The organism is Shewanella sp. 125m-7 (assembly GCF_052977045.1).
On the sequence record NZ_JBRILQ010000050.1, the window covers coordinates 1 to 23,395 of the forward strand.

21 protein-coding genes and 1 pseudogene are annotated in these 23,395 nt (G+C 43.3%); 13 read left to right on the forward strand and 9 right to left on the reverse strand.

Annotation, left to right across the window (positions count from 1 at the left end):
* Nucleotides 1-154: 154 nt before the first annotated feature.
* Both ACVBIL_RS18045 and ACVBIL_RS18050 read right to left on the reverse strand, forming a co-directional pair.
* The gene (locus ACVBIL_RS18045; RefSeq protein WP_447168341.1) at nt 155-1,504 is read right to left on the reverse strand and encodes an RsmB/NOP family class I SAM-dependent RNA methyltransferase; all 1,350 of its coding nucleotides are present in this window, start codon (nt 1,502-1,504) and stop codon (nt 155-157) included.
* Nucleotides 1,505-1,713: 209 nt separating this feature from the next.
* Nucleotides 1,714-2,391: a DUF2461 domain-containing protein gene (locus tag ACVBIL_RS18050; RefSeq protein WP_447168342.1), complete on the reverse strand. Its 678-nt coding sequence runs from the start codon at nt 2,389-2,391 to the stop codon at nt 1,714-1,716.
* A gap of 222 nt (nt 2,392-2,613) precedes the next feature.
* Here ACVBIL_RS18050 and ACVBIL_RS18055 point away from each other — a divergent pair, with 222 nt between their 5' ends.
* The 5 genes from ACVBIL_RS18055 to ACVBIL_RS18075 all read left to right on the forward strand — a co-directional run bounded on the left by ACVBIL_RS18055 (nt 2,614) and on the right by ACVBIL_RS18075 (nt 8,488).
* Nucleotides 2,614-3,069 carry a YaiI/YqxD family protein gene (locus ACVBIL_RS18055; protein ID WP_447168343.1) on the forward strand — a complete coding sequence of 152 codons (456 nt, stop codon included), beginning with the start codon at nt 2,614-2,616 and terminating at the stop codon, nt 3,067-3,069.
* 282 nt (nt 3,070-3,351) lie between these two features.
* Entirely contained in the window at nt 3,352-3,558 is a 207-nt protein-coding gene (locus ACVBIL_RS18060; protein WP_447168344.1) for an AbrB/MazE/SpoVT family DNA-binding domain-containing protein, read from the forward strand.
* A gap of 788 nt (nt 3,559-4,346) precedes the next feature.
* Nucleotides 4,347-5,741, forward strand: coding sequence for a glutamate decarboxylase (locus ACVBIL_RS18065; RefSeq protein ID WP_447168345.1), 1,395 nt, complete (start codon nt 4,347-4,349; stop codon nt 5,739-5,741).
* A 747-nt stretch (nt 5,742-6,488) separates the two neighbouring features.
* Nucleotides 6,489-7,580 (forward strand): PfkB family carbohydrate kinase, encoded by a 1,092-nt coding sequence (locus ACVBIL_RS18070; RefSeq protein ID WP_447168346.1) that lies wholly within the window; start codon nt 6,489-6,491, stop codon nt 7,578-7,580.
* Entirely contained in the window at nt 7,574-8,488 is a 915-nt protein-coding gene (locus tag ACVBIL_RS18075) for a pseudouridine-5'-phosphate glycosidase (protein WP_447168347.1), read from the forward strand. Before ACVBIL_RS18070 ends, ACVBIL_RS18075 begins: the two co-directional genes overlap by 7 nt.
* A gap of 96 nt (nt 8,489-8,584) precedes the next feature.
* Here the strand turns inward: ACVBIL_RS18075 and ACVBIL_RS18080 are convergent, their stop codons facing one another.
* Entirely contained in the window at nt 8,585-10,345 is a 1,761-nt protein-coding gene (locus tag ACVBIL_RS18080; RefSeq protein ID WP_447168348.1) for a beta strand repeat-containing protein, read from the reverse strand.
* Between the two features lie 730 nt (nt 10,346-11,075).
* On the opposite strand from ACVBIL_RS18080, the gene gltS reads away from it, so the two are divergent.
* Together gltS and ACVBIL_RS18090 are read left to right on the forward strand one after the other, a co-directional pair.
* The gene (gene gltS, locus ACVBIL_RS18085; protein WP_447168349.1) at nt 11,076-12,305 is read left to right on the forward strand and encodes a sodium/glutamate symporter; all 1,230 of its coding nucleotides are present in this window, start codon (nt 11,076-11,078) and stop codon (nt 12,303-12,305) included.
* A 224-nt stretch (nt 12,306-12,529) separates the two neighbouring features.
* Complete coding sequence (locus tag ACVBIL_RS18090; RefSeq protein WP_447168350.1) at nt 12,530-12,901, forward strand: DUF6768 family protein; 372 nt, start codon at nt 12,530-12,532, stop codon at nt 12,899-12,901.
* 64 nt (nt 12,902-12,965) lie between these two features.
* Here ACVBIL_RS18090 and ACVBIL_RS18095 read toward each other — a convergent pair whose 3' ends face one another.
* The 4 genes from ACVBIL_RS18095 to pepT all read right to left on the reverse strand — a co-directional run bounded on the left by ACVBIL_RS18095 (nt 12,966) and on the right by pepT (nt 16,553).
* On the reverse strand, nt 12,966-13,496 hold the full coding sequence (locus tag ACVBIL_RS18095; protein WP_447168351.1) for an NUDIX hydrolase: 531 nt from the start codon (nt 13,494-13,496) through the stop codon (nt 12,966-12,968).
* A 132-nt stretch (nt 13,497-13,628) separates the two neighbouring features.
* Nucleotides 13,629-14,357, reverse strand: coding sequence for a tRNA (adenine(22)-N(1))-methyltransferase (locus ACVBIL_RS18100; RefSeq protein WP_447168352.1), 729 nt, complete (start codon nt 14,355-14,357; stop codon nt 13,629-13,631).
* Between the two features lie 123 nt (nt 14,358-14,480).
* Nucleotides 14,481-15,170: a nucleoside-diphosphate sugar epimerase gene (locus tag ACVBIL_RS18105; protein ID WP_447168353.1), complete on the reverse strand. Its 690-nt coding sequence runs from the start codon at nt 15,168-15,170 to the stop codon at nt 14,481-14,483.
* A 159-nt stretch (nt 15,171-15,329) separates the two neighbouring features.
* Complete coding sequence (gene pepT / locus ACVBIL_RS18110; protein WP_447168354.1) at nt 15,330-16,553, reverse strand: peptidase T; 1,224 nt, start codon at nt 16,551-16,553, stop codon at nt 15,330-15,332.
* Nucleotides 16,554-16,733: 180 nt separating this feature from the next.
* Between pepT and ACVBIL_RS18115 the strand changes: the two genes are divergently transcribed.
* The 3 genes from ACVBIL_RS18115 to ACVBIL_RS18125 all read left to right on the forward strand — a co-directional run bounded on the left by ACVBIL_RS18115 (nt 16,734) and on the right by ACVBIL_RS18125 (nt 18,711).
* The gene (locus ACVBIL_RS18115) at nt 16,734-17,504 is read left to right on the forward strand and encodes an ABC transporter permease (RefSeq protein ID WP_447168355.1); all 771 of its coding nucleotides are present in this window, start codon (nt 16,734-16,736) and stop codon (nt 17,502-17,504) included.
* 207 nt (nt 17,505-17,711) lie between these two features.
* Nucleotides 17,712-18,173, forward strand: coding sequence for a hypothetical protein (locus ACVBIL_RS18120; protein WP_447168356.1), 462 nt, complete (start codon nt 17,712-17,714; stop codon nt 18,171-18,173).
* 160 nt (nt 18,174-18,333) lie between these two features.
* Nucleotides 18,334-18,711, forward strand: a complete 378-nt coding sequence (locus ACVBIL_RS18125; protein ID WP_447168357.1) for a hypothetical protein — start codon at nt 18,334-18,336, stop codon at nt 18,709-18,711.
* 95 nt (nt 18,712-18,806) lie between these two features.
* Here the strand turns inward: ACVBIL_RS18125 and ACVBIL_RS18130 are convergent, their stop codons facing one another.
* Nucleotides 18,807-19,034: a hypothetical protein gene (locus ACVBIL_RS18130; RefSeq protein ID WP_447168358.1), complete on the reverse strand. Its 228-nt coding sequence runs from the start codon at nt 19,032-19,034 to the stop codon at nt 18,807-18,809.
* A gap of 235 nt (nt 19,035-19,269) precedes the next feature.
* Here ACVBIL_RS18130 and rsmS point away from each other — a divergent pair, with 235 nt between their 5' ends.
* The 3 genes and pseudogenes from rsmS to ACVBIL_RS18145 all read left to right on the forward strand — a co-directional run bounded on the left by rsmS (nt 19,270) and on the right by ACVBIL_RS18145 (nt 21,830).
* Nucleotides 19,270-19,437 carry a pleiotropic regulatory protein RsmS gene (gene rsmS / locus ACVBIL_RS18135; RefSeq protein WP_447168359.1) on the forward strand — a complete coding sequence of 56 codons (168 nt, stop codon included), beginning with the start codon at nt 19,270-19,272 and terminating at the stop codon, nt 19,435-19,437.
* A gap of 120 nt (nt 19,438-19,557) precedes the next feature.
* A complete protein-coding gene (locus ACVBIL_RS18140) occupies nt 19,558-20,298 on the forward strand; it encodes a DUF599 domain-containing protein (protein ID WP_447168360.1) in 741 nt (246 codons plus the stop codon).
* A 141-nt stretch (nt 20,299-20,439) separates the two neighbouring features.
* Nucleotides 20,440-21,830, forward strand: a pseudogene (locus ACVBIL_RS18145) (leucine-rich repeat-containing protein kinase family protein).
* 70 nt (nt 21,831-21,900) lie between these two features.
* Here ACVBIL_RS18145 and ACVBIL_RS18150 read toward each other — a convergent pair.
* On the reverse strand, nt 21,901-23,370 hold the full coding sequence (locus ACVBIL_RS18150; protein WP_447168361.1) for a DUF3300 domain-containing protein: 1,470 nt from the start codon (nt 23,368-23,370) through the stop codon (nt 21,901-21,903).
* Nucleotides 23,371-23,395 lie beyond the last annotated feature (25 nt).

Consider the following 23,395-nt stretch of genomic DNA (forward strand, 5'->3'; position numbering starts at 1 on the left):
ATCCACGTTCAGTGCTCTATATACCCAGCCGCTACCCACTTAAATATAAACAGTAGTGCTTATCCGAATAGCATTACCATACAAGAGGTGGCGTTTTTATTGAAACATCTGGATTGAAATTGTCTTTGAAGGCAAAGAGTCTCGCTAACGAGGGTTATCGCTTGGACATTTTAGCAACGAACATGCCGTCAGTATTGGCTTCTTGAGGCCAAATAGTGAGCATCTTGACCTGTTCACCGGTAAACGGGTGAGTTAATGTTTGTAACTCAAATTCAGGATTAGATAGCAAAAAGGCATTGACCACTTGCTCATTCTCGATAGGTGAGAGCGAGCAAGTTGCATACACGAGCTGTCCTAGTGGTTTAACCGCTTTGGCACTGCGACTCAAAATATCTAACTGCAGGGCGTGCTTATCGGTCACTACACTTTCGTCATCGAGCCAACGCATATCGGGGTTACGGCGCCAGGTACCAGTGCAGCTACAAGGAGCGTCAACCAGTACACCATCGAAAGCGTTGCTCGCAACGGGTAGCTCGTCAGACTTCCATGGGGCAATACTAATACCATTAAAGCCTGCCCGTTTAGCGCGCTTGGTTAGTTCTTCTAAAGGCTTTCGACGAATATCTGAAGAGATTATCGTACCGATAGCGCTAGAGTCTTGCTTAAGCATTAACGAACGTAATTGTAAGGTTTTACCACCAGCGCCACTGCAGGTATCCCACCACTTATCATCGGATTTTGGGGCACATATCTGGCCAATAACTTGAGAACCAAGATCTTGAATTTCTAACTCACCCCGCTGATACGCACCAATTGCATTAAGGTTGATATTCTTGTGGCCAAGGCTTACGGCATCGTCAAAGTATTCACTGGCGATGGCCGTGATGTCGTCATTAGCCAGTGATTCGATAACTTGCTGTTGAGTTAAGGTCTGTGCACGCGCCCAAATCGGTGGGCGAGAGCACATGGCTTCAACAATCGCTAACTGTTTTGTTTTATCGACCTGAGCAACTTGCCAAAACCACTCTGGTAACAGCTGGTCTACGCTAATCGCGTCATCATTAAGAAGCTGTTGTACGCGTTGGCATTTATCAGTGACACTTGGGAGCAATTGCTCGCTAGCATTTAAGTTAAATTGTTCAGACTGGTTGGCAAACTCACGCCAAGCATCGCTAAATTGAGTCCATTTGTGGGCTTCGAGTTCAGCCACTATTGTTAAACAAGCAAACCAACTGGCATCTTGTTGCTCGCTGGTGTGGATCTGCTTGAGCCAACCCCACCAACGAAATAGCGCAAATAGGCTCTCTCGAATGACGCGTCTGTCTTTAGAACCATGCTTCTTGTTGGTTCTGAAGTACTCCCCAACAATACGGTCAGCAGGTAGCTTTTCATTCATCACGCTCGAAAAAAGCTGATGTATCGTGTTGCTATAACTTAATGCTCGCTTTTGCGCAGAGGTTTGAGCTTGGAAAGCGTCTAGAGGGGATGATGAAGGTTCTACCATTACAATTGTGCCCGAAGCAGCCCGTTTAGGCTGGAAATAAAAACTGGCGCAATTGTAGCAGAGATCGTAACTGAGTGTAGAGGCACTTGATATAAACGCCTACACTAGAATGTACCGAAGGACTCATCGCAGCTAACGTTTAATACCCATCTCATCTTTAGTTCGATTGGAATGATATGTGAAGTTACCGGTTACTTAAGCGACTTGGTTTAATAATCTAACTCTAACGCAAAACATAGGTAGCGCATCAGTTGTTGACATGACGCTAACTCCGCAGCAAAAAAGTCGGTAAAATCAGGCGCGCAAACCTGCTCGATGGAGATAGGTTTTATGGCGATAAAGTCTTTACGTTTAAGCTCATTTAGCAGCTGATGGGATTTGTCATAGCCCTTAGGGGGGCGAATAAGTTGGCTGCCTTGCATCTCAAAACCTAGGTTACTCAATTCTCGAAGTGCTTTCTTATAGCCATTGGGATTCTCATCAATACAGCTTCTAATCGCGTTCAGGGCTTTAGATTCTGGATGCCAAATACCAGCACCCATAAAACAACTGTCGTTAGCAAGGTGAAGGTAGAGACCCGGAGCATGCACGTCTTTAGCTTGAAAATGCCGAAACTGAATGCCGACATTGGTCTTGTAGGGTGTCTTATCTTTACTAAAGCGGCTGTCGCGTTGTGGGCGCATCATACTGCCCCCAACTTTTTTGGGTATCGCAGTTAATCGCGGTGAGAGGGCAAGTATATGTGGCTGCATCATTTCAATAAACGCGAGCGCAGGTGTCCGTACACAGTCCTCATAGCGAGTTTGATTGGCTTTAAACCACTCTCGATCGTTGTTGACTGAAAGCTCGTTTAAAAAATCAAAACACTTAGGAGTAAATGGGCTCATTCGAAAAACCTTGGTGAGGGACGGCAAGATGAAACTGTGGACTAAATACTAACGTAGGCAATGTGTTTGTTGCTACTCATTCAAGAGAGATAGCTGTTAAAATGTAGCTAATTAAATCTGACCTGTATTTGATCTTAAATGTTGGGCTTTGCCCCATGGCTTGTTTCTGTCATGACTAAGCCATTAAATCGGTCATCTATTAACGGTAAATTAGGAGCAGTAATGAAGGTTTGGGTTGATGCAGACGCGTGTCCAGGTGTGATTAAAGAGATTTTATTTAGAGTGGCAGACAGGGCCAAAGTTGAAGTGACACTGGTGGCTAACCATTGGATGCGTATTCCTCCATCAGCTTATATTAATCTAGTAACAGTCTCTTCCGGTTTTGATGTAGCTGACGATGAAATAGTTAAGCTATTAACCGCAGGTGATTTAGTGATCACTGCAGATATCCCGCTAGCGTCAGAGGTAATAGATAACGGCGGCGTGGCCTTAAACCCGCGTGGTGAGCTATATACTGAGCAAAATATTAAGTCGATTCTAAATATGCGCGACTTTATGGACACCATGCGCGCCAGCGGCGTACAAACAGGGGGGCCAGCGGCGATAGGCGCTAGCGAGAAGCAAGCTTTTGGTAATCAGTTAGACAGGTATATTACTAAGCATCATAAGCCAAGCTGAATCTGTTTAAACTTCGCTAAATCTAGCTACCCTCAGCTTTGTTTGAAATAAAGAGTATAGAAAAGGAGAGCATAAGCTCTCCTTTTTAGTTTGGAGTTAAGTCAGTTGCAACGAATTATTCGCGATCAACCTTTCCCGTCCAATTGATGTTAGCTTTTACTATAATTTCAGTAATCGAATTCGATCATCGTGCAGGCACTGATAGGTTTTTAGTTGTAGCTGAAGTTGCTCTGCGCATCCGTCATGAATAGCTTGTAATCATTTTCAAAAAGTAGGTGCAAAATGACCCAAATTAGAATCTGCCAAATGGGTAAAGACCTCGGATTAATACTACCCGCTGAAGTCGTGGATCAGTTAAATATTGTTGCTGGAGATAGCATCAGCCTCGAAAAATTACCACATGGCTGCTATAGATTAGTTAAGGCTGAGGAACAACTGGCGGAGCAAATTAGCTTGATAGAGAGCTATATGCATGAAGAAGATGCTTAATGGCATAAGCAAGCAGACATGCGAATACAACTAGTCACTTTTTCGTAGCTTAGATGCTGAAGCAGATGAGATGCGAAAGAGCGACTGTCATCGTCGCGACGACTTCTAATAAGCTTAGTTTTATTTGATGGTTATAAAATGTGAGACATCGCATTTAAGGTAATCGCTTCAGCAGTCACTTGTTTAGGTCGTGATCATTTAGGCGTTGGGTATTGTAGGGGCCAAGCTCTCGTTATAAGTCGTTTGCATAAAAACTAAAGTGTGCTGCACTTTATTATATTGTCGTAAGGCCTATTGTAATAGGACACGTGTCTGCATCACTCCAAACCATCATTCGACTTTGTTACAAACAACTTACTTCAGTGTAAATCGACACTATTAATGTCAATAAAAAATGGAAAAGCAGCCTTATTGAATAGAGTTTGCAAAGTATCGAAGTGCTTATCACTAATTTGCTTAGCTTATATATCTACATTTTTTGAACAAATCATTCTAATTACTGGCTGTTTAGTTGGTTGTAAATTAAGCTTATTGGTGACCTATATAGTTGTTTTAAGGTTATTTTAAGGTTACCTTATTAGATGAAAAGCCTAGCGTTGGTTTTAGTTGTGTTATTTGTCGCTGCATATTTAACTTTATGTGGTTTTTTATCTTGAGATTTTATCATTTATTTACGATTTATTTTTGATTGTGTCTTGCAGCACAACCAACTATCTTTTATGTTGGTTATATCAGCTGTGCATCATCAGCAGTAGGAAATTTTATTTAATTCAATGGAGTAAAATACAATGCCTCTTCATGCAAAAGATTCTGTACGTGACGACCTTCTAGATGATATTTACTCATCGTCAGATTTGTCATTATCAATGCCGAAATATAAGATGCCGGATCAGGAGAATAATCCCCGTCATGCATATCAAATCGTACATGATGAACTAATGATGGATGGTAATTCTCGCCAAAACTTAGCGACATTTTGTCAAACGTGGGTTGAAGATGAAGTCCATCAATTGATGGATGAATGTATCGATAAGAATATGATCGATAAAGATGAATACCCTCAAACTGCAGAACTTGAAGCTCGCTGTGTCCATATGCTCGCAGAACTATGGAATTCACCGGATGCAGAAAACACCTTAGGTTGCTCGACTACAGGTTCAAGCGAAGCGGCGATGTTAGGTGGTATGGCACTTAAATGGGCTTGGCGCAAGAAAATGAAAGCGCTGGGTAAGCCGACTGATAAACCCAATATGATCTGTGGCCCTGTACAGGTGTGTTGGCATAAATTTGCACGTTATTGGGATATTGAATTACGTGAGATCCCAATGGAAGGGGATCGCTTAATTATGAACGCTGAAGAAGTGATTAAGCGATGCGATGAAAATACGATTGGTGTCGTGCCTACTTTAGGTGTGACGTTTACTTGTCAATATGAGCCTGTCAAAGCGGTGCATGATGCGCTTGATCAATTACAAAAAGATACCGGTCTCGATATCCCAATCCATGTGGATGCGGCCAGTGGTGGGTTTTTAGCGCCATTTTGCGAACCAGATCTTGAGTGGGACTTTAGACTTCCACGCGTTAAGTCGATTAATGCGTCAGGGCATAAGTTTGGTTTGAGCCCTCTAGGTGTCGGTTGGGTTATTTGGCGAGATGCTTCAGCATTAGATCAAGACCTCATTTTTAACGTGAATTATTTGGGCGGTAACATGCCTACCTTCGCGCTAAACTTCTCTCGCCCTGGTGGGCAGATCGTGGCGCAATACTATAATTTCTTACGCTTAGGTAAAGAAGGCTACAGAAAGATCCATCAATCTTGTTATGACACTGCTCAATACCTGTCGAGTGAGATTGAAAAGTTGGGTATGTTCGAAATTATTTATGATGGCCATGGCGGGATCCCTGCGATGAGTTGGTCATTAAAAGAAGGGGTTGACCCAGGGTTTAACTTATTTGATCTATCAGATCGTATTCGCTCTAGAGGTTGGCAGATAGCGGCGTATGCTATGCCGCCTAAAAGAGAAGACCTTGTCATTATGCGTATTTTAGTTCGTCATGGCTTTAGCCGCGACCAAGCAGATTTGCTCGTAGTAGACTTAAAGCACTGTGTGGACTTTTTTGCTAAACATCCTATTTCACATAATAGTGATTCTGAAGAGTCATCCGGCTTTAATCACGGTTAACTAATTTGAAGGCCATCTACCAAGATGGCCTTTTTATACTCGTTAGTTTGATCAATAGTGAGCTAGCCTTCTGAACGATTAATTTTTATTGAGTTATATCCCCGATAATCCCTTTGTTTCCTATTGTTACCTTTCGCTTTTGGTTATTTATATCCTTGTCTTGGGATTGGCTTCTATAGCTAGGCATAGTGTTTTATCTCGTGATTACCGAGCCTTTAACTCACTCCTATTCGCAGTAATACTCATCAATATTAAGATTTGACTGCTTAGGCAGAGTTCAGTGCTTCAGAGGCAAAAACATTAATTGCTTCCCGGTAACAGCTTCAGCGTTACTCAACTTCCTATATCCATCTAGTTGTGCATTTATGCGGCTCACAACGAACATAGCTATTCTACGTTTAAGCTCGTTAACACAGTCTTATAACCGCTAAAACTCGCCTGCAAGGCGTGATTTGGCAGCCTACTTCTGCGTTGAATGAACTCATAAAGGAACCACCATTATGTTATCTATTCGCCTTGAATTAGTTTGCTAAAAAGCGCTTTGAGTCGATCAACTTTTTATACTGATTGGAATAATGCCGGCCTAATATTAGACAAAATTGTTTCACTACTTTGATCACAATTCCTTCGAATTAAAACCGTTTCTCTTGAATATTCTGTTTATTAAGCATACCCTTGGTACAAGTTTAAACTAAAGTTTGGTATCCAAACAAAAGTTTGTTTGGCCGTGTCGACGGGATAATTATAATGACAGAACGCGAACTCGAGATACTAGCACTACTTAAACAAGACCCATTGATCCCACAGCAAAGCATTGCAGATCAATTGGGGATCAGCCGCTCAGCTGTGGCTGGACACATAATGAATTTGACCCATAAAGGCGTGATAAAAGGTAAGGGGTATATTCTTGCTGAATCACGTTACGCCATCGTCATTGGCGGTGCCAATATGGACATTCTTGGCCGTCCCCTACATACCCTACAAGTTGGCGATTCAAACCCCGGCAGCGTTAGCTGCTCACCAGGCGGTGTTGGCCGAAATATCGCAGAAAACCTAGCTCGATTAGGTTCTGATACTCATCTTATTAGTGCGCTAGGCAAAGACACCTACGGTCAAATGATTATGACCCAGTGTCAGCAAGCTGGTATCGATATGAAAGGCTGTATTCATTTGGATGAATTTGCCACTTCAACATACCTCTCAGTGCTTGATGGCGACAGCGATATGCATGTTGCGATTAATGACATGGCAATACTCGATAGACTCAGCGTTGCGGTATTAAAGACGCATGAAGAAGTGTTAAGGCGAGCCGATCTGATTATTGTTGATGCCAATTTATCTGCAGAGTCTTTGGAATATATTTTAAGTAATTTTTCCGATAGACCGATTTTTGTCGATACAGTTTCCTGTGCAAAGGCCAAAAAGTTAGCGCCTTTCTTAAGCTCAATTCATACCTTAAAACCGAACCTTAAAGAAGCTGAGCAACTCTCTGGGATTGCTATCAATAGTCATGAAGAATTGCCAGAGTTAGCCAATTGGTTCCATAACCAAGGTGTTAAGCGAATTTTCTTAAGTCTAGGCGCTGATGGCGTGTTTTATAGCGATGAAGGCATACAAGCATTAGTCCCTGCTATGGCCGTGTCTATGGTGAATGCCAATGGTGCGGGAGACGCATTCCTTGCGGGATTAGCCCATGGCTGGATCCAAGAGTGGAGCACTGAAGAATCTACACAGTTTGCTATGGGAGCTGCGGTCGTCGCACTTTCTCACTTAGCAACGATAAACCCAAATATGTCTGAAATTTCCGTTAAGCGAGTTATCAAGGAGTCGTTATGTTAGAGCAGTACCTAGATATTAATCCAGAAGTTGCAGCCGCATTAGCAGCAGGTAAGCCAGTCGTTGCATTAGAATCGACCATTATTTCTCACGGCATGCCTTACCCGCAAAACGTAGAAACGGCGCTGAAAGTAGAGCAGATTATTCGTGATAACGGTGCAGTACCCGCAACTATCGCGATTTTAAAGGGTCGCTTGAAAGTGGGGATGACTCATGAAGAGATCGAATACTTGGGTAAAGCCGGTTTAGATGTGATTAAAACAAGCCGCCGTGACATTCCATTTATCGTTGCTAAGCAAGTTGACGGCGCAACAACAGTCGCATCGACGATGATCTTAGCTCAAATGGCGGGTATTAAAGTATTTGCAACTGGCGGTATTGGTGGTGTACACCGCGGCGCACAACAAACATTTGATATTTCTGCCGACCTACAAGAACTGGCCAATACCGACGTAGCAGTCGTATGTGCTGGTGCAAAGTCTATTTTGGATATTGGTTTAACCCTTGAATACTTAGAAACTCAAGGTGTTCCGGTTGTTGGTTATCAAACGAGTACGTTACCCGCTTTCTACACGCGTGAAAGTGAGTTCGGTGTCGACTATCAGTTAGATACGCCAGCGCAAATTGCAGCTGCAATGAAGGCAAAGTGGGACATGGACTTGAAGGGCGGTTTGGTTATCGCTAACCCAATCCCTGAAGCTCACCAACTAGACCGTGCCATGATTGATCAAGTGATTGCTGATGCCGTTGCTGAAATGGACAGTAAAGGCATTTTTGGTAAAGCATCCACGCCATTCCTACTGGCTAAAGTGGCAGAAACCACAAAAGGCGTGAGCTTAGCGGCTAATATTGAGCTTGTGTTTAATAACGCAAAGCTTGCGGCTAATATTGCAGTTGAATACGCGAAATAATCTATTTCTAGCTGTATAAATAAAAAGGGGAGCTAATGAGCTCCCCTTTTTTGTCATACGACTTTTTTAAACTAATACTACTTTTTCAAACTGATATTAGTTTTGTACAATCGTTGCCGAGTTACCGAAACCACCTGTTTGAGTGATAGATGCGGTATCTGCTGTGCCATATTGCGTGATAGACGCTGTGTTATGTGCAGCCATATCACCAAAGCCATCCTGACTAATGTTTGCTAGGTTGCCATCACCTTGCTGCTCGATATAAGCGTCGTTAAACTCACCGCCAGCTTGGTTAACAAAAGCATCGTTATCGGCGCCAGCTTGGTCGATATCAGCCGTACCAAATTCACCATACTGCTGCACGCTGGCGACATTTAAGGTATTGGTTTGCATAATATCTGCATTATTAGCTTCACCGGTTTGCATAACCGTGGCATCTAAATCCACACCTTCTTGGTTGATTAACGCTGAGCCACCGATAGTGTCAGTTTGAGTCACTGAAGCTGTGAGTTCTGAGCCGTTTAGCTGGTTAACCGTTGCGAATGTGCCATTAACACCCGACTGGGTAACCGTAATGCTTGAATTCACAGCTGCACTTTGTTGAGCCGTCACGTTACCCGCTTCACTTGCTGCAAGTTGAGTGACGGTAACTGAAGAGCTATCTGACTCATTCACTTGGTCGATATCAACAATGTTGCTATTACCATTTTGCTCTACAGTTGCTATAGCTTCAAAAGAGGTGTCTTGGTTGATATTAACCTGGTTCAAGTTACCAACAGTGGTAATAGTTGCTGACGCCGGCTCGTGCCAGCCAAAACCGAACTGACGAATAACGGTAGTATTGGTGTCACCTGTTGCAGAAATTGAGGCTGCACTGTTATCTACGTGCTCTTGATTGACAGACCCCATGTTACCTGTACCGTCTTGCGAAACGGTAACGTTAGAGGTGTAGGCGTGCTCTTGGTAAACCGTCATTGCGTTATTACTGCCATTTTGGCTGACCGATGCAGTAGAGTCTGTAGTGAAGTCTGTTTGAGTGACGTTAATCGTGTTAGTTGTACCGTTAGACTGGCTTGCGGTAATGCTTGAGTTAGAGTCGCTCTCTTGCAGCGTTGTAATGGTTGAGTTATCAGCCGTTGTTTGCGTTGCGGTCACCGAAGCATTGCTGGTTGTTTGGGTTGCATAGACTTTAGAATTAACTGAATCGGCTAATTGGTTAACGATTGCAGTGTTATCGCTGCCTGTTTGTGTTACTTCAGCATAGGCATCAGTTGATAAGTCTTGGTTGGTTGAAGCTGTATTTCGCTGGCCATCTTGGTTAATCGTTGCACCCGCTGGGTTATGAATCCCAAAACCATGCTGACGAATATCTGCGCTATTGGTATCGCCTGTTTGGCTCACGTTGGCAGCGCTATCATTGACATGTAACTGATTAACGATCGCGCCATTATTGCTGCCGTCTTGGGTAACATCTGCAGTGCTATTAAAATTATGCTCTTGGTTAACCATCGCGCTATTAGGACCGACGCCAGACTGGATAACATTGACTGTTGAGCCATCACCGCTACCTACCTGGTTAACGGTTGCTGTTTGTGCAGAACCTGACTGTGTGGTGTTGGTGATATTGTTATCACCTTCTTGGGTGATAGTCGTCGTTTGGTTTGCACCAGACTGGAGAGCTATTGCTGTATTACCGATACCAACTTGACTGGTATTCGCTACTTGAGCCGCCCCAGACTGAGTTGTTGCTGCTGTGTTTGAACTGCCGTCTTGGCTAATGCTTGCATCATTAGCCAAGGCTAACGCTGGGTTTAGAGCAATTGCGATAGCTGCTGCAATAGGAAGTAGCTTTCTCATGAGTAATATCCTTATACGGTTAATGTAAAAGTGAAGTTTTATGTTCAATTCTTAGGCTCAATCTGAGCCGAAATTTTCCAATTCTGCAGTCTTAAAAATCAAAAAATAATTTAATTTTGTTTTCTCGAAGCGACAACAAAAACGCTGTGTTTACTAACCAAGTTCGGCCTTATATTAATAATGCAAAACTAGGTATATATTCTGATAATTTGCGATATGGCGATATTATTTGCTTTGTAAGCGCCAAGAATTATGCCGATAAGCAATGCTAGTAGCGTCCAGCATTGGTATTAAAGCTGTGATTCTTAGTTACTAATTGAGCTTGCTAGACTAGTATTTTTATCTGGTGAATGTGATTTGCATTTTTATTTTTACTATGTTTTAGAGTCGCTTACGCTTTGATTTTATAGCTGAGGATTTCTTGTTTTTACGGGCTTGGCTATTACTTTCGTTGTATGTGGTGGGTTAGGGTATAAGCAACAAACGTCCCGTTAAGAGGTTTTGCGAGATGTGGGTAACAGAGTTAGCCGTTATTGCTTTACTGCAGGCTTAATCGTGGCGTAAATAGGTGAAATATTGTTGCTTTTTGTTTATGATACTGATGCTTAATTGTTGTGTATTGCTCGGTGTGGATTGAGCTGCAAGTGAGCTTTTGCGATATTACATATCTCGAATCTTAATTGTTTACCGATACTTCTTTTTACCTTTGCTTATGGATGAACTCATTGTCATGGAACCACATTTAATTGAAATTAGGGACTTTGTGTCTTTTACCTTTGCGATAATCGCGCTATTTATTGGTAAATATATTATTTCTCGCTATGAGTTGCTCAGAAAGTACAGTATTCCTGAACCCGTCGTTGGTGGCTTCGCCTGCGCAGCAATCGTGGGTATTCTCTATTATGCTTTCGATATTCAAATTGAGTTTAACTTGAGTGTTCGAGACACCTTACTCTTATACTTTTTTGCGGGTATTGGCTTAAAGGCAGATTTTGCGACCTTAATTAAGGGCGGCAAACCTTTACTTATTCTTATCGTGTTGGCTAGTGTTTTCATCTTCTTGCAAAACTTTACTGGCGTAACCATAGCCTCATTATTTGGCCTAGATCCAAAGGCAGGCTTGATGTCAGGCTCAATAGCACTCATAGGTGGTGTGGGAACCGCAATGGCGTGGACACCCACTTTTGTGGAAGAGCTGGGTATCGTCAATGCGAGCGAGCTCGGCATAGCATCAAATACGTTAGGGCTGATCTCCGCTTGTGTGATTGGTGGTCCAATTGCGGCATATTTGATGAAGCGACACAATGTGAAAGCGAATCAAGATTCAGATCTTGATATCGGTACCAGCCATCAAGCCGGGTCATCGCATATTAAGGTCGATTACTTTGGTGTACTGCGTGCTTGGTTATGGCTAAACGTTACATTAATTATTGGCTATTTTATTGATTTATCGCTGCAAGAAGCTGGGGTTAAGCTGCCGATGTTCGTTGCCTGTTTATTAGCCGGTATTATTATCGGTAATGTGGGCAGGGTTATCATCAACCGTAGAGCGGTTAAAGATAGAACCTATCTGGAAGATGCTTCACAAGGCTTATCGCTTATTCAAGATATCTGCCTAGGTATGTTCTTAACTATGGCTTTGATGAGCCTTAAAATCTGGGAGCTAGAAGGTAGCTTACTGTATATCTCGGTAGTCATGTCTGTACAGGTGTTCTTGTCGGTGGTATTCACCATTTTTGTGGTGTTCAGAATGATGGGCAGAGACTATGAGGCGGCGGTGATCTGCTCAGGCTTTGGCGGTGTCACACTGGGCTCGACTGCAACCGCGATTGTGAATATGACCGCCGTGACTCAGCAATACGGTGCGGCTCATAGAGCCTTTATTATTGTACCGCTAGTGTGTGGTTTCTTTATCGATATTATTAACGCAATGATTATCAATCTATTTGTCTATTTTTAGATTGAGACTCACACTTAAGTTGAAATCGAGCTAAAGGCTTAGTTTTAGGCATAGTTTTAGTGCAGAGTATGAATAAAAGGGAGCTATGCTCCCTTTTTTACCATTTGCATAAACCTTTTAGCTGGCGGCATCGTCTTTATTAAAAACAGATAAAGTGCGGTTATATTTGCATACCGCAGCTAGATCAAGACGGTTAGAACAATATTGATATAGGAGCAAAGAGTATGGCAATCGATGAAAAGAACCGTCAGCAGGTGTTAAAAGAGTCAGAGCAGATAGATCGTCAACTTAAGCGTGATCCAAGCCTGTTTGCTATGCTGGGCGATGCTTATAAAGGGCGTTTGGGCGGCTGGATGATATTAATGAGCATCATCGCCTTCCTGTTGAGCTTACTTATGTTGTGGTCCGGCTATCAATTCTTTTTTGTGGTTGTCAGTCCGGTAGCGCTAATCAAGTGGGGCGTAATGCTGCTCTTGGCAAGTATGATGCAGATTGCGATTAAGATGTGGATTTATAATGAGATGAACCGCAACGCGACTGCTCGTGAGATTAAAAGGCTTGAATTAGCGGTTGTGAAACTTCAAGGCGACAAATAGTGATGACAGCGTGGATGAGTTATAAGTCCACGCTTTTCTATATCAAACCAAAATGTACAATTTTTTATAGAAGCTCTGCCACAATTTGCTTGAGCAAAAAGGTTTCTCGTTCAATCGACATACCTTTCTTAGGGCTGTTGGCCATTGTATGTTCGTTATGGGCAATGGCTTGATGAATGTTAATCCAAACCGGCGTCATCCCATTTTGGATCTCATGGGCCTCTAGCTTGGTTTCACCTAGTTCTGGATGAATATCGCAAACAAAGCAGAAGGACTCCATATGTACCACATCAAAACCATCTCTATTCCAAGGCCTAAACTCTTCATATAGGCCAAACTCACTGATGATCTCGATATGCTGCGCCCCAGTTTCCTCTTCTAATTCGCGAATAAGTCCGCTGCGAATATCTTCACCGTCATCAACGCCACCACCAGGAATACTGTAGTCATGGTAGCGCTCGGTGTAGAGCATTAAGATCTCTTCGCCTTTAAGAATAATGCCGCGTGCCGCTTGGCGGTGAAAGCTGTTAGTCGCAAGTTCATTAGCGCTAAGGTGGGCGATGTCGGCGTGAATGGTCGATTTTAACAGGCGCATGGGTCAGCTCAGCTCGTATTGATTATGGGGACTAAATGAAAGATGCGGGATTATACCCTATAGAGACAAAGTGGCGTTAACCGGCTACCGCTGCAAATGACGGGCTGTTTACTGGGTTGTGCACAGCGATACTTATTGAGCGGTTAAGGCTCGATAATCAGCAATAATCTGCTCAACGTCTGTTTTCTCGTGTAGCTGCTCGATGGTTAAATTAGCCTTTTCCAAACCTAGCGCCATTCTTTGGTAATGCTTTAGCGTACTCTGTAAGTAAGCGTTATCTAATTCGCGGCTATGATCCCACATCATAGAGCCTACTGGGCTGATTGCTCTATGGCTGTCAGTTGATAAATGCAATATCTCGTAGAAACGCTTATTTTCTTGCATCAAATGCTCACTCACTAAGCCTAAGCTGAGTTTTTGCATCTCTGTACGGACTTGATAAATATGGTGCACAGGGCACAGAATAAACTCAAGTGAATGCTGTGGGTGGCGGGAAATTATTTGTCGCACCAGCTCAATGGTCAGCTCGCCGCCAACACCTGCGATGATGATTAATTGCCGCTGCTCTTTTTCAGCCAAATTGAGTTTGGCAACATCTAAGCAATGCACCTGCCAGTGGCTTCTTGTGTTTGTTGAAGTCTGCCGTTTTTCTCGGTCTGAATTTGGATGAAATCGCTGCAGTTTACTTTTCACTTCAGCCATTAAACTTGGCACAACATCGACAAAGTGGATATTGCTTGCGGCGTTTCGCTTTAGCAGTGCGGCGCCTAATAAGCCATGATCACAGCAGCAATCCCAAATATGCTCGTATTGAGTGTTAATCAGGCTGTTGATGTATTGTAGGCGTGTACTTAGCTTCAAAGCGGTTCTCGATTACGACTGCATAAAGGGCGCTATTTTAAATGATGCTATGGGGAGTGAGTCAATAGCTATTGTGAGCATTGACTCACGGGACAAGCTTTTAAATGAGCCTTTGAATAAGGGCTAAGATGAATGCATTTCGATATTTGAAACCAATGTCACTCGCTGTATTGATGTCGGTTGCTCTTGTGCTGACAACGCATGCGCGAACATTGAGTTGGCAACTTGTTCGGCTTCAATCGGTTGATATTGTTGCAGCACGCCGACAAATAGCGGTGATATTAAGCGAGAAAATGATTTGCCAATATCTTCTAATAGACGGGTTTCAGTGCGTTCGCCTAACAGTAAACTCGGCTGAAATAGCCATAATCGCTTGGGCGAGCTTGGCTGTTGGTTTTTATCTAGCAAGCTTGCAAGTTCTTCTTGGGTCTCACCTTTTATGCGATTATAGAAGGTCTTCGACTGACTGTTTGCGCCAAGGGCGGTGACCACATAATTATTATCGGCTTGGCACCTGGCAATAAAGTCGATACAAGCGGTTTTGTCTACCGCGATGAAAGCCGCTTGGCTACCCGCTTTTTTTATTGTGGTACCCAGGCAACAAAAAGCCTGTTGTATAGGATAAGGTAAGTCGAGGTTAGAGAGTTCACTGAGTTGGCATTGTAAGAAAGTGATCTGGGTATGTTGCCCGAGTCGATATTGAGGCTGCTTTCTGCCGAGCACTAAAATGTGCTCATAACGCTCTGAATTAATCAATTTTTGTAGCAGTAATTGGCCAATGAGTCCCGTGGCACCAATGATTGCAGCGTTCATTTGGATTATTTCTATATTGGATATGAATAGGCTAAGTGTAGAGAGCGCGCAGAGGGAAGCAAATACTTTTTGCTTCCAAGAAAAAATAGAGCGATTAACGTAACGTATGAAAAAGGCCTGTAATCACAGGCCTTTTATATTTTTCGATTGCTGGCTTACCTATTTATGTAATGCGGTTAGCTTAGCTATTTCGATAATGGTGTTACTTGCTTGTTCCATCGATTCTAAGCATACATATTCATGCTTGCCGTGGAAGTTATGCCCGCCAGTAAATATATTTGGGCAAGGTAGACCCATGTACGAGAGGCGAGAACCGTCTGTACCGCCCCGGATCGGTTTAATAATGGGCTCAATACCGAGATTCTGCATCGCTTGTTTTGCTATATCAATAATATGGGGGTACGGCAAAATTTGCTGCTTCATATTCAAGTAAGAGTCTTCAATCTTTACTGCCAAGTTACCGATTTTTAGCTCTGCATTGTACTTATCAACAAGTTCACTCAACCAATGTTTACGTTGTTCAAACAGTTCAAAATCGAAATCACGAATAATGTAAGTGAGTGTTGCCTTTTCAGTCACGCCCTCCATATTCATCAGGTGGAAAAAACCATCGTAGTCACGGCTATTTTCTGGAGTGTCTTTTAACGGCATTTTTGCGTGGAAACGCGCCGCGATAGTTTGCGCGTTGACCATTACGCCAAACGCAGTTCCTGGATGACAGTTGTTACCCGTAGCGGTGATGACGGCTGTGGCCGCATTAAAGTTTTCATACTCAAGCTCACCGACTTGACCGCCATCAACGGTGTAGGCCCAGTGAGCACCAAAACCTTCAACATCAAAATGGTCAGCGCCACGGCCAATCTCTTCATCAGGTGTAAAGCAAAGCCTTATTTTTCCGTGTGGGATCTCTGGCTGCATGATTAAATGGTGCAGCGCACTGATGATCTCTGCAATCCCTGCTTTGTCATCACCGCCAAGCAGACTGGTGCCGTCAGTGGTGATAAGCGTTTGCCCTAAGTATTGGTTTAAGCTGCTAAATTTTGTTGGTGACAGCACGGCTTCAAGACCGAGTTGAATCTCTTTGCCATCATATTTTTCAATGATTTGCGGCGATACATTCTCTCCGCTGTAGTCTGGAGCGGTATCTAAATGGGCAATAAAGCCGATGCAAGGAGCACCTTCTACGTTGCCGGGAACCGTTGCCGTTAAGTAGCCCTTGTCTGATAGCTGCACATTGTCAAACCCAAGACTGATAAGCTCCTGACGAAGGTGCTGAGCAAAAACAAACTGGTTGTCAGTGCTAGGGATACGTTGGCTGTCTGCGTCAGACTGAGTGTTAAAACTGACGTAGCGTAAGAATCGTTCAAGTAGTTGCTGCTTCATAATCATGGTTTCTAAAATAGCAAAAAGTGACCAGAGTCTAGCAAGGCAAGATGTGAATTCATTAGATATCGATCAAGTTTTTCTTAATCGGTGAATATTTTGTTAGCGAGGAAGCTGTACTTATTTAGCTCGGTATTGGCTATATTATGGCGCAGGTTTATCGATTAGAGAAAAGTGTAAATGGATATAGGTTGGCTGCAGTTAGGTCTGTTTATGCTGGTGCTTGTGGTTCCGATATCGATAGGGCGATATTTTCGCTTAGCGCTCACTCGTGACATGCTATGGGCGGTCATTCGGATGACGTTGCAGTTGGTGCTGGTAGGCTTATATCTGCAATATCTGTTTTTGCTGGATAATCTTTGGGTCAATTTAGTTTGGGTGTTAGTGATGCTGCTGGTGGGCGCAAGCGCCATTATCAACAAGGCTAAACTGCCTAAAAGACCCCTCTATTTATCGGTATTTACGGGGCTACTACTTGGTATGTTACCTATGTTATGGCTGATGATGGTGTATCTGCTATCACCACAGCCGCTATACTCTGCGCAGTTTCTTATTCCGACCGCGGGCATGTTATTAGGTAACTGTCTCAGTGGAAATATCGTTGCACTGCAGCGTCTTTTCGGCTCATTTAATGACAGAAAAGCCGAATATCATGGCGCGCTGGCACTCGGTGCTTCGGCTAGTCAGGCAAGCTTACCCTTTGTACAAACTGCGATGCAGCAGTCTTTCGCCCCCATCCTAGCGTCGATGGCGACCATGGGATTAGTCACTCTGCCAGGAATGATGACGGGGCAAATTCTAGGCGGTGTTGATCCCTTGATTGCAATAAAGTATCAGTTGGTTATTTCGGTAGCGATTTTTGTCACCTTGTCGGTGTCAGTATCAACGACATTAGTTTTGTGTGTACGAAGTGTCATTACTCCCGCTGGTAGGCTAAAAATCCCAATTTAGTGAGTTTTTTAATTGAGTCTTTTATTAAACGATAGCGCTTGGGGCTAACAAATTGACTATTTTCGACTAGTCTTCATCGTGTGATGGGTTAATTTTGCTCTAATTCATACTGTTAGCAGATAAATTTGTGTGGAAATTAGCAGCCTGAGTTCACCATCCCACCCCTAGGTAAATTTGTAATGTACTCAATATGGAAACGGAAAGCCTATGTTTAAGTCGTTAATATGTTCTATCGTTATCTTACTTTCTAGCTCTACTTATGTTTTGGCTGAAGAGTGGCAGTTTGAGATATCGCCGTATCTTTGGGTGGTGAATCAACAGGGACAGACGGGTTATACAAACCGAAATGGTCAGCCAGTTGTCGTTGATATCGATATGTCATTTAGTGAGATTTTTGAGAACTTAGATGGGACGGTATTAGCTAATTTCCAGGCCAGTAAAGGCAATTGGAACATGTGGGTTGATCTAGTCTATATGAAGCTGAAATATGATACTCAAGTTGATAACGCTGCAGCGAAATTGACCGCCAAGCAGAAGTTATTAGATGTGGTCGCCGCACACCGCTTTTTAAAGCAAGGTAATATGCAGTGGTATATACCCAAGCCACCTGAAGATGCAGGGTTCAGTGGGAATTTAATGCGCTTTAAGCAAGGCGTTGATTGCAGTTAATGGTTGTTCCCTTAGCAAGATCAATAACGCAGCAGAAAGTGCATTAAAACCCATCGAAGAAGGCTTTGCGCAAGCCCACTTCGTTGTTGCACTAGCTTAAAAGGGAGTTACCATTCCTATGCTAATACGCCTAGAATTGAACTCGCGCAAGGCCTCTGAAATGAGCATGTTCAAGTCGTTTGGGTATAGTTATATTGGTGCGAGATTTGTTGATGTCGCTAATCACTTAGACGTACGTATTGTGGATCAACAAAGGAACCAGAGTTTTGGCGATAATTGGGTAGACCCGTTATTGGGCCTTAAAAACAGATGGACCATCAACGAAAGTTTTTATTTTATTAGTCGTGCTGAGTTAGCTGGCTTTGGTGTGGGTTCAGAGCTTTCTTGGGCATTAAATTTTACCTTAAACCAGAACCTTTCAGATAACTGGGATGTAAAGTACAGCTTTAGATATCTGGATATTGACTATGAAGATAATGACTTTTTATTTGATATGGCTTCAAGTGGGTTTGGTTTAGGAGTGACTTACCAGTTTTAATTGAGCTAAAACTGAACATGGCGGCATAACCTCGAGTCATGTCGCCATTTTTAATCGCAGTGTTTAACTGCTGCGATTGATAAATTAGGCTGTACTTATAGTACAAGTTCCATATCAAGTTCGATGTCAGTACAGCCTTTTTTACAGCAGATCCCTGCAAGGCTTTCTTCTTGACCTTTTATTGGTAATTTCATTTTAAGCGCTTGATTACATACTGGGCACAGAACAGTATTGCCTTTGAATACACGCTTAATAAGATTTTTCTGTTCAATAAAAGATTTTGCTGTGGTGTCATTGATCACCGAGAAATCCATCTTTGCCATAGAGATTTGTTGCCTTTGTGTTTGCTAATCACAACGAAGGTTGTGCCTTAATAGAGCGAGTATATATAGGCTTGCAGCGCGAATAAAGGACTAGTTTGATGATAATGCGGGTTGGAACAAGAAATGCATTGTCAATATTGTTGCTGAATCGTCTTGACGCTTTCTCAATTGAGAACCGTCAATGCACTGAGTATACTAGCGAGCTATATTGTCGTAAAAGCTAGGCGAACCCAAAATGAGTGATAACGTCCAAGTACAAGGGCTGGAACAGGCATCTGCTGAGGTTAAACTTGCTGTTGATTTGATTATGTTACTAGAAACGAATCAGATAGCGGCAGATGTTGCCCTTGCCGCCCTTGAAATCGTAAAGAGTGATTTAGAGTCGAAGTTATCGGCCTTGTGAGTCACGTTTATTTAAGTGTGTCGTTAACGAGACCTTCCCGTTATTTATTGCAATATATCGACATCTTAATGAAATGCCTTAGCGCATTATTTAACCCTGTTTTTCTTGATGGAATATAGCATGACAATCTCGTTTCTCGATCTTATCGCGCCATTCTGTTTTATTACTTGTTGGGTTGGCTATGCTCACTTTGCCAAGCGCAAAGCCAAAGATACTAACTGTATTGCCCGTTGCTTACACCAACATAGAATTCACTGGATGTACGAATTAATTGGCCGTGAGATCCGTGTAGGCGAAGCTGCGTTATTGGCAAACCTTGAGCGTAATATTGCCTTTTTTGCCTCAACAACCATGTTAGTTCTCGCAGGTGTGTTGACGTTATTTGCTCAAGTCGAACGCCTTGAGGCCGTGATTGCGACAATTCCTTTTGCCGCAGAGCCTAACCATGCCTTAGTTCAGGTAAAACTTGGGATGTTGACCTTTATCTTCGTGATGGCTTTCTTTCAATTTACTTGGTCAATGCGCCAATATGGTTTTCTTAACGTGATGGTTGGCGCGGCGCCCGTTGATAAAACAGGTGAAAACGAGAATCTACGTCGTTATGCAAAACAGATGGCTATCGTGCAAGATCAAGCTGCGCACACATACAATTTTGGGCTGCGTTCTTACTATTTTTCAATGGCTGCGCTGTGTTGGTTCTTTCACCCTTTAGCACTCATTGCCGCCAGCATTTTTGTAGTGATAACGCTTTATCGTCGAGAGTTTAAGTCTAAAGCTGTGATTGCGATAACGAAGGGGCAAGATCTATTAAGGATTGAGCGCGACAATAAATATAGTACCAGCCTAGATAAGCGACTTTAGATCATGTTTGGCATTATGCTTTTTGGCTAATGCCTGTTGGTGTGCGGCTTACGGGCATATCATTTTTTCAATGTCTTTCTCTATGCGGGTGAATCGTATAGTATTGCCGGCTATTTTTCAGCGGTATTTAGGGTTAAGATTTTGCATACAATAGAGCAGTTAAAATCGGGGCAATTAAAGGGAATTAAACGCATACAGATTGCTGAAGGCTTGGTGCAGTTTCCACAAGAGATCTTCTCTTTGGCAGATAGCTTAGAAATACTCGATTTATCGGATAATAAGCTTAGCGATTTACCTGATGATTTACATAAGCTGCATCAGCTAAAAATTCTATTTTTAACCAATAACTGCTTTGAATCTGTTCCTCTAGCGCTTGCACAGTGCCCTAAGCTTGAAATGATCAGCTTCAAGTCGAACAATTTAAAGCAACTTGCTGAAAAAGCACTACCCGATAATACCCGCTGGTTAATTTTAACCGATAACAACCTTGAAAGTTTGCCTGACGATATGGGGCGTTTGCACAGATTACAGAAGCTAGCGCTTGCTGGTAATCAGTTAACTCATCTACCTGATAGTATGGCTAAGTGCACAAGTCTTGAGCTTGCGCGGTTATCGGCTAATGCTTTCAAGGCATTTCCCAATTGGCTATTTCAGTTACCACGCTTGAGTTGGTTAGCACTTGATGGCAGTCCGCTTAGTTTAGAGCTGCAAGCGGCAGTTGATGAGCCAGACACCGCTGCTAGCATGCCAAGTGTGACCCTTGACGATATTGAACTGAAAGAGATTATAGGCCAAGGCGCATCGGGTGTGATTTACCGCGCTAAATGGCTTAAGCAACCCGCAGTGCTTGCTACAACTCCTATTGATATTGCCGTTAAAATATTCAAAGGGGAGGTCACCAGCGACGGTTATCCAAAAGATGAATTGGCTAACTGTTTGCAAGCGGGCCATCATAGTAATCTGATTAAGGTTGTTGCACAGCTTAAACAAGCCGATTGTTCGGGCCTAGTGATGGAGCTTATTCCTACTCATTATCAAACTTAGGCCTGCCGCCATCACTCTCGACTTGCACGCGAGACACCTTCTGCGATGCGACTCAATTTGAACTAAAACAGATATTGCGGATCCTGAAACAGATGGCATCGGGTCTTGCTCATTTGCATCATAACCAAGTTAGCCATGGTGATATCTACGCCCATAACACTATGTACAATTCTCATGCAGAGATCCTCTTCGGTGATTTTGGCGCTGCGACGAATTTAAGCCAACTGCCTTTATTGCAAAGAGAGGCGATGGAAGCCATTGAAGTGCGAGCCTTAGGGTGCTTGATAGAGGATTTAGTTGAGCACTGTTTACAGGTAAAAACAGGCACAGATATAGACAGCAGTGAAGCGATCCTTGGTCAGCTATTGCAGTTAAAACTGGCCTGTTTACAGCCAAGTCTCAGCTTACGCCCGCGCTTTAAAGAGATTGATGCGCTACTACAGCAATGGATACAGCAGTTAGAGAATGAGCTGTGCCTAACGGCCTAAACAGCGAGTATGAGACATAAAAAACACCGTCGATTGACGGCGTTTTTTTATGTGGCAAGCAATGTGATTGTTAATCCTTCCTTGGTTTGTGCTGGTTGCTGCTCCTTGGTGATTGGCTCCTTAACGAATCGTTTCTTAACGAATTACTTCTCGCTGCGTGGCTGCTAGGGGCTTGTTGTGGCTTAGCACTATGGCTTTTATAGGCCTGTCTGTTGTTATTGTTATTAACATTGTTAGTGCTGTAGTTTTTATTTGCTCTTGGTTGCTGGGCCTTAGTTGCCGCATATTGTGGCTTGTAATCAGGCTTTGAACTGGGCTGCTTGCTGCGCATCTGCTGCTCACGTTTATGAGTGTTCTGCTGATGGCCTTTTACTCGCTCAAGGCTGTTAACCCGCTCAGGGCTGTTTATGCGCTCAAGGCTGTTAACTCGCTCAGGGCTGTTTACTCGCATTTGATTCTTAACACGCTCATGAGTCTTATTATGCTGAGGGCTGTTAATACGCTCAAGGCTGTTAATACGCTCAAGGCTGTTTACTCGCTCTGGAGCTCTAATCCGCTCATGACTCTTAATCCGCTCAAGGCTGTTTTTATGGTTAACATGTTTGCGCTCGTTGTGGCGTAACGCTTTACTCTGGGCGCGGCTGGGGTGATAACTCTTATATTTATGGCGTAGCGCATTATTGCTATAAGCCACTCCGCGTCTATGTTGAGGCTTATGGGCCCAGCGTTTTGCACCATGACTTGTGACGATACGGCCGCGATGACGGTATTTATGCGAGTTATGGTGATGCACCACGACCACATGACGCTTGTGCCAGTGGAATGCGCTGAAGTAATAGTTAAAACTAATATGTACTCCCGCGCGCCAGTAAAAGTGGCCATAGCCAGGTCTGACATAGCCGGGATAAACCGCCCAATATACTGGCGGGTAGTTATACCAGCGCCAATACCCATAAACACTTCTTGGGTCGTAGTAGGGCACATAGACAATCTCTTTTCTCACCGGCTCGATCACTATCTGATTGTTCACCCGAGTGACCTGCATATTATCCATCTGCTCAAGACTGTTGGCATTATCAGCCTCTTGTCTCAGAGTTTGAATACTGTCTAAAACCAGTGCTTCATCTTGTAAAAAGGCATCACCAATAGACTGGGTCCAGTTGAGATCTTCACTGAGCTTTTGTAGCACATTAGGAAAGGCGATAAGCGCAACAATACTGGGATCCCAGTCTTTATCTTGCGCCTTGTCTATCTGCTTTTGTGTACTCAAGTTGTTATGAGACGCTTGCCAGCGATGGGCTTGCACCACCTCTAATGGATAGGTCGCGGCAATCAAAATGTGAGTAAGCAAACTATCGGGGTACAGTGCGATAGGTGCAAGCATCTGCGCTAACTGACCTTCGCTATACTGACTTTCACTGTATTGAGCGCGCTCGGCGTCGTGATCTTGTGCGTTGACTGTGGCAGCAGACAATATCAAAGGCATTGCAATGACAAGTGTGATGACAAATGGCCTGCGCCATTTTTTGAATCTGTTCATATGCTCTCCTTATACGTTAGCATCA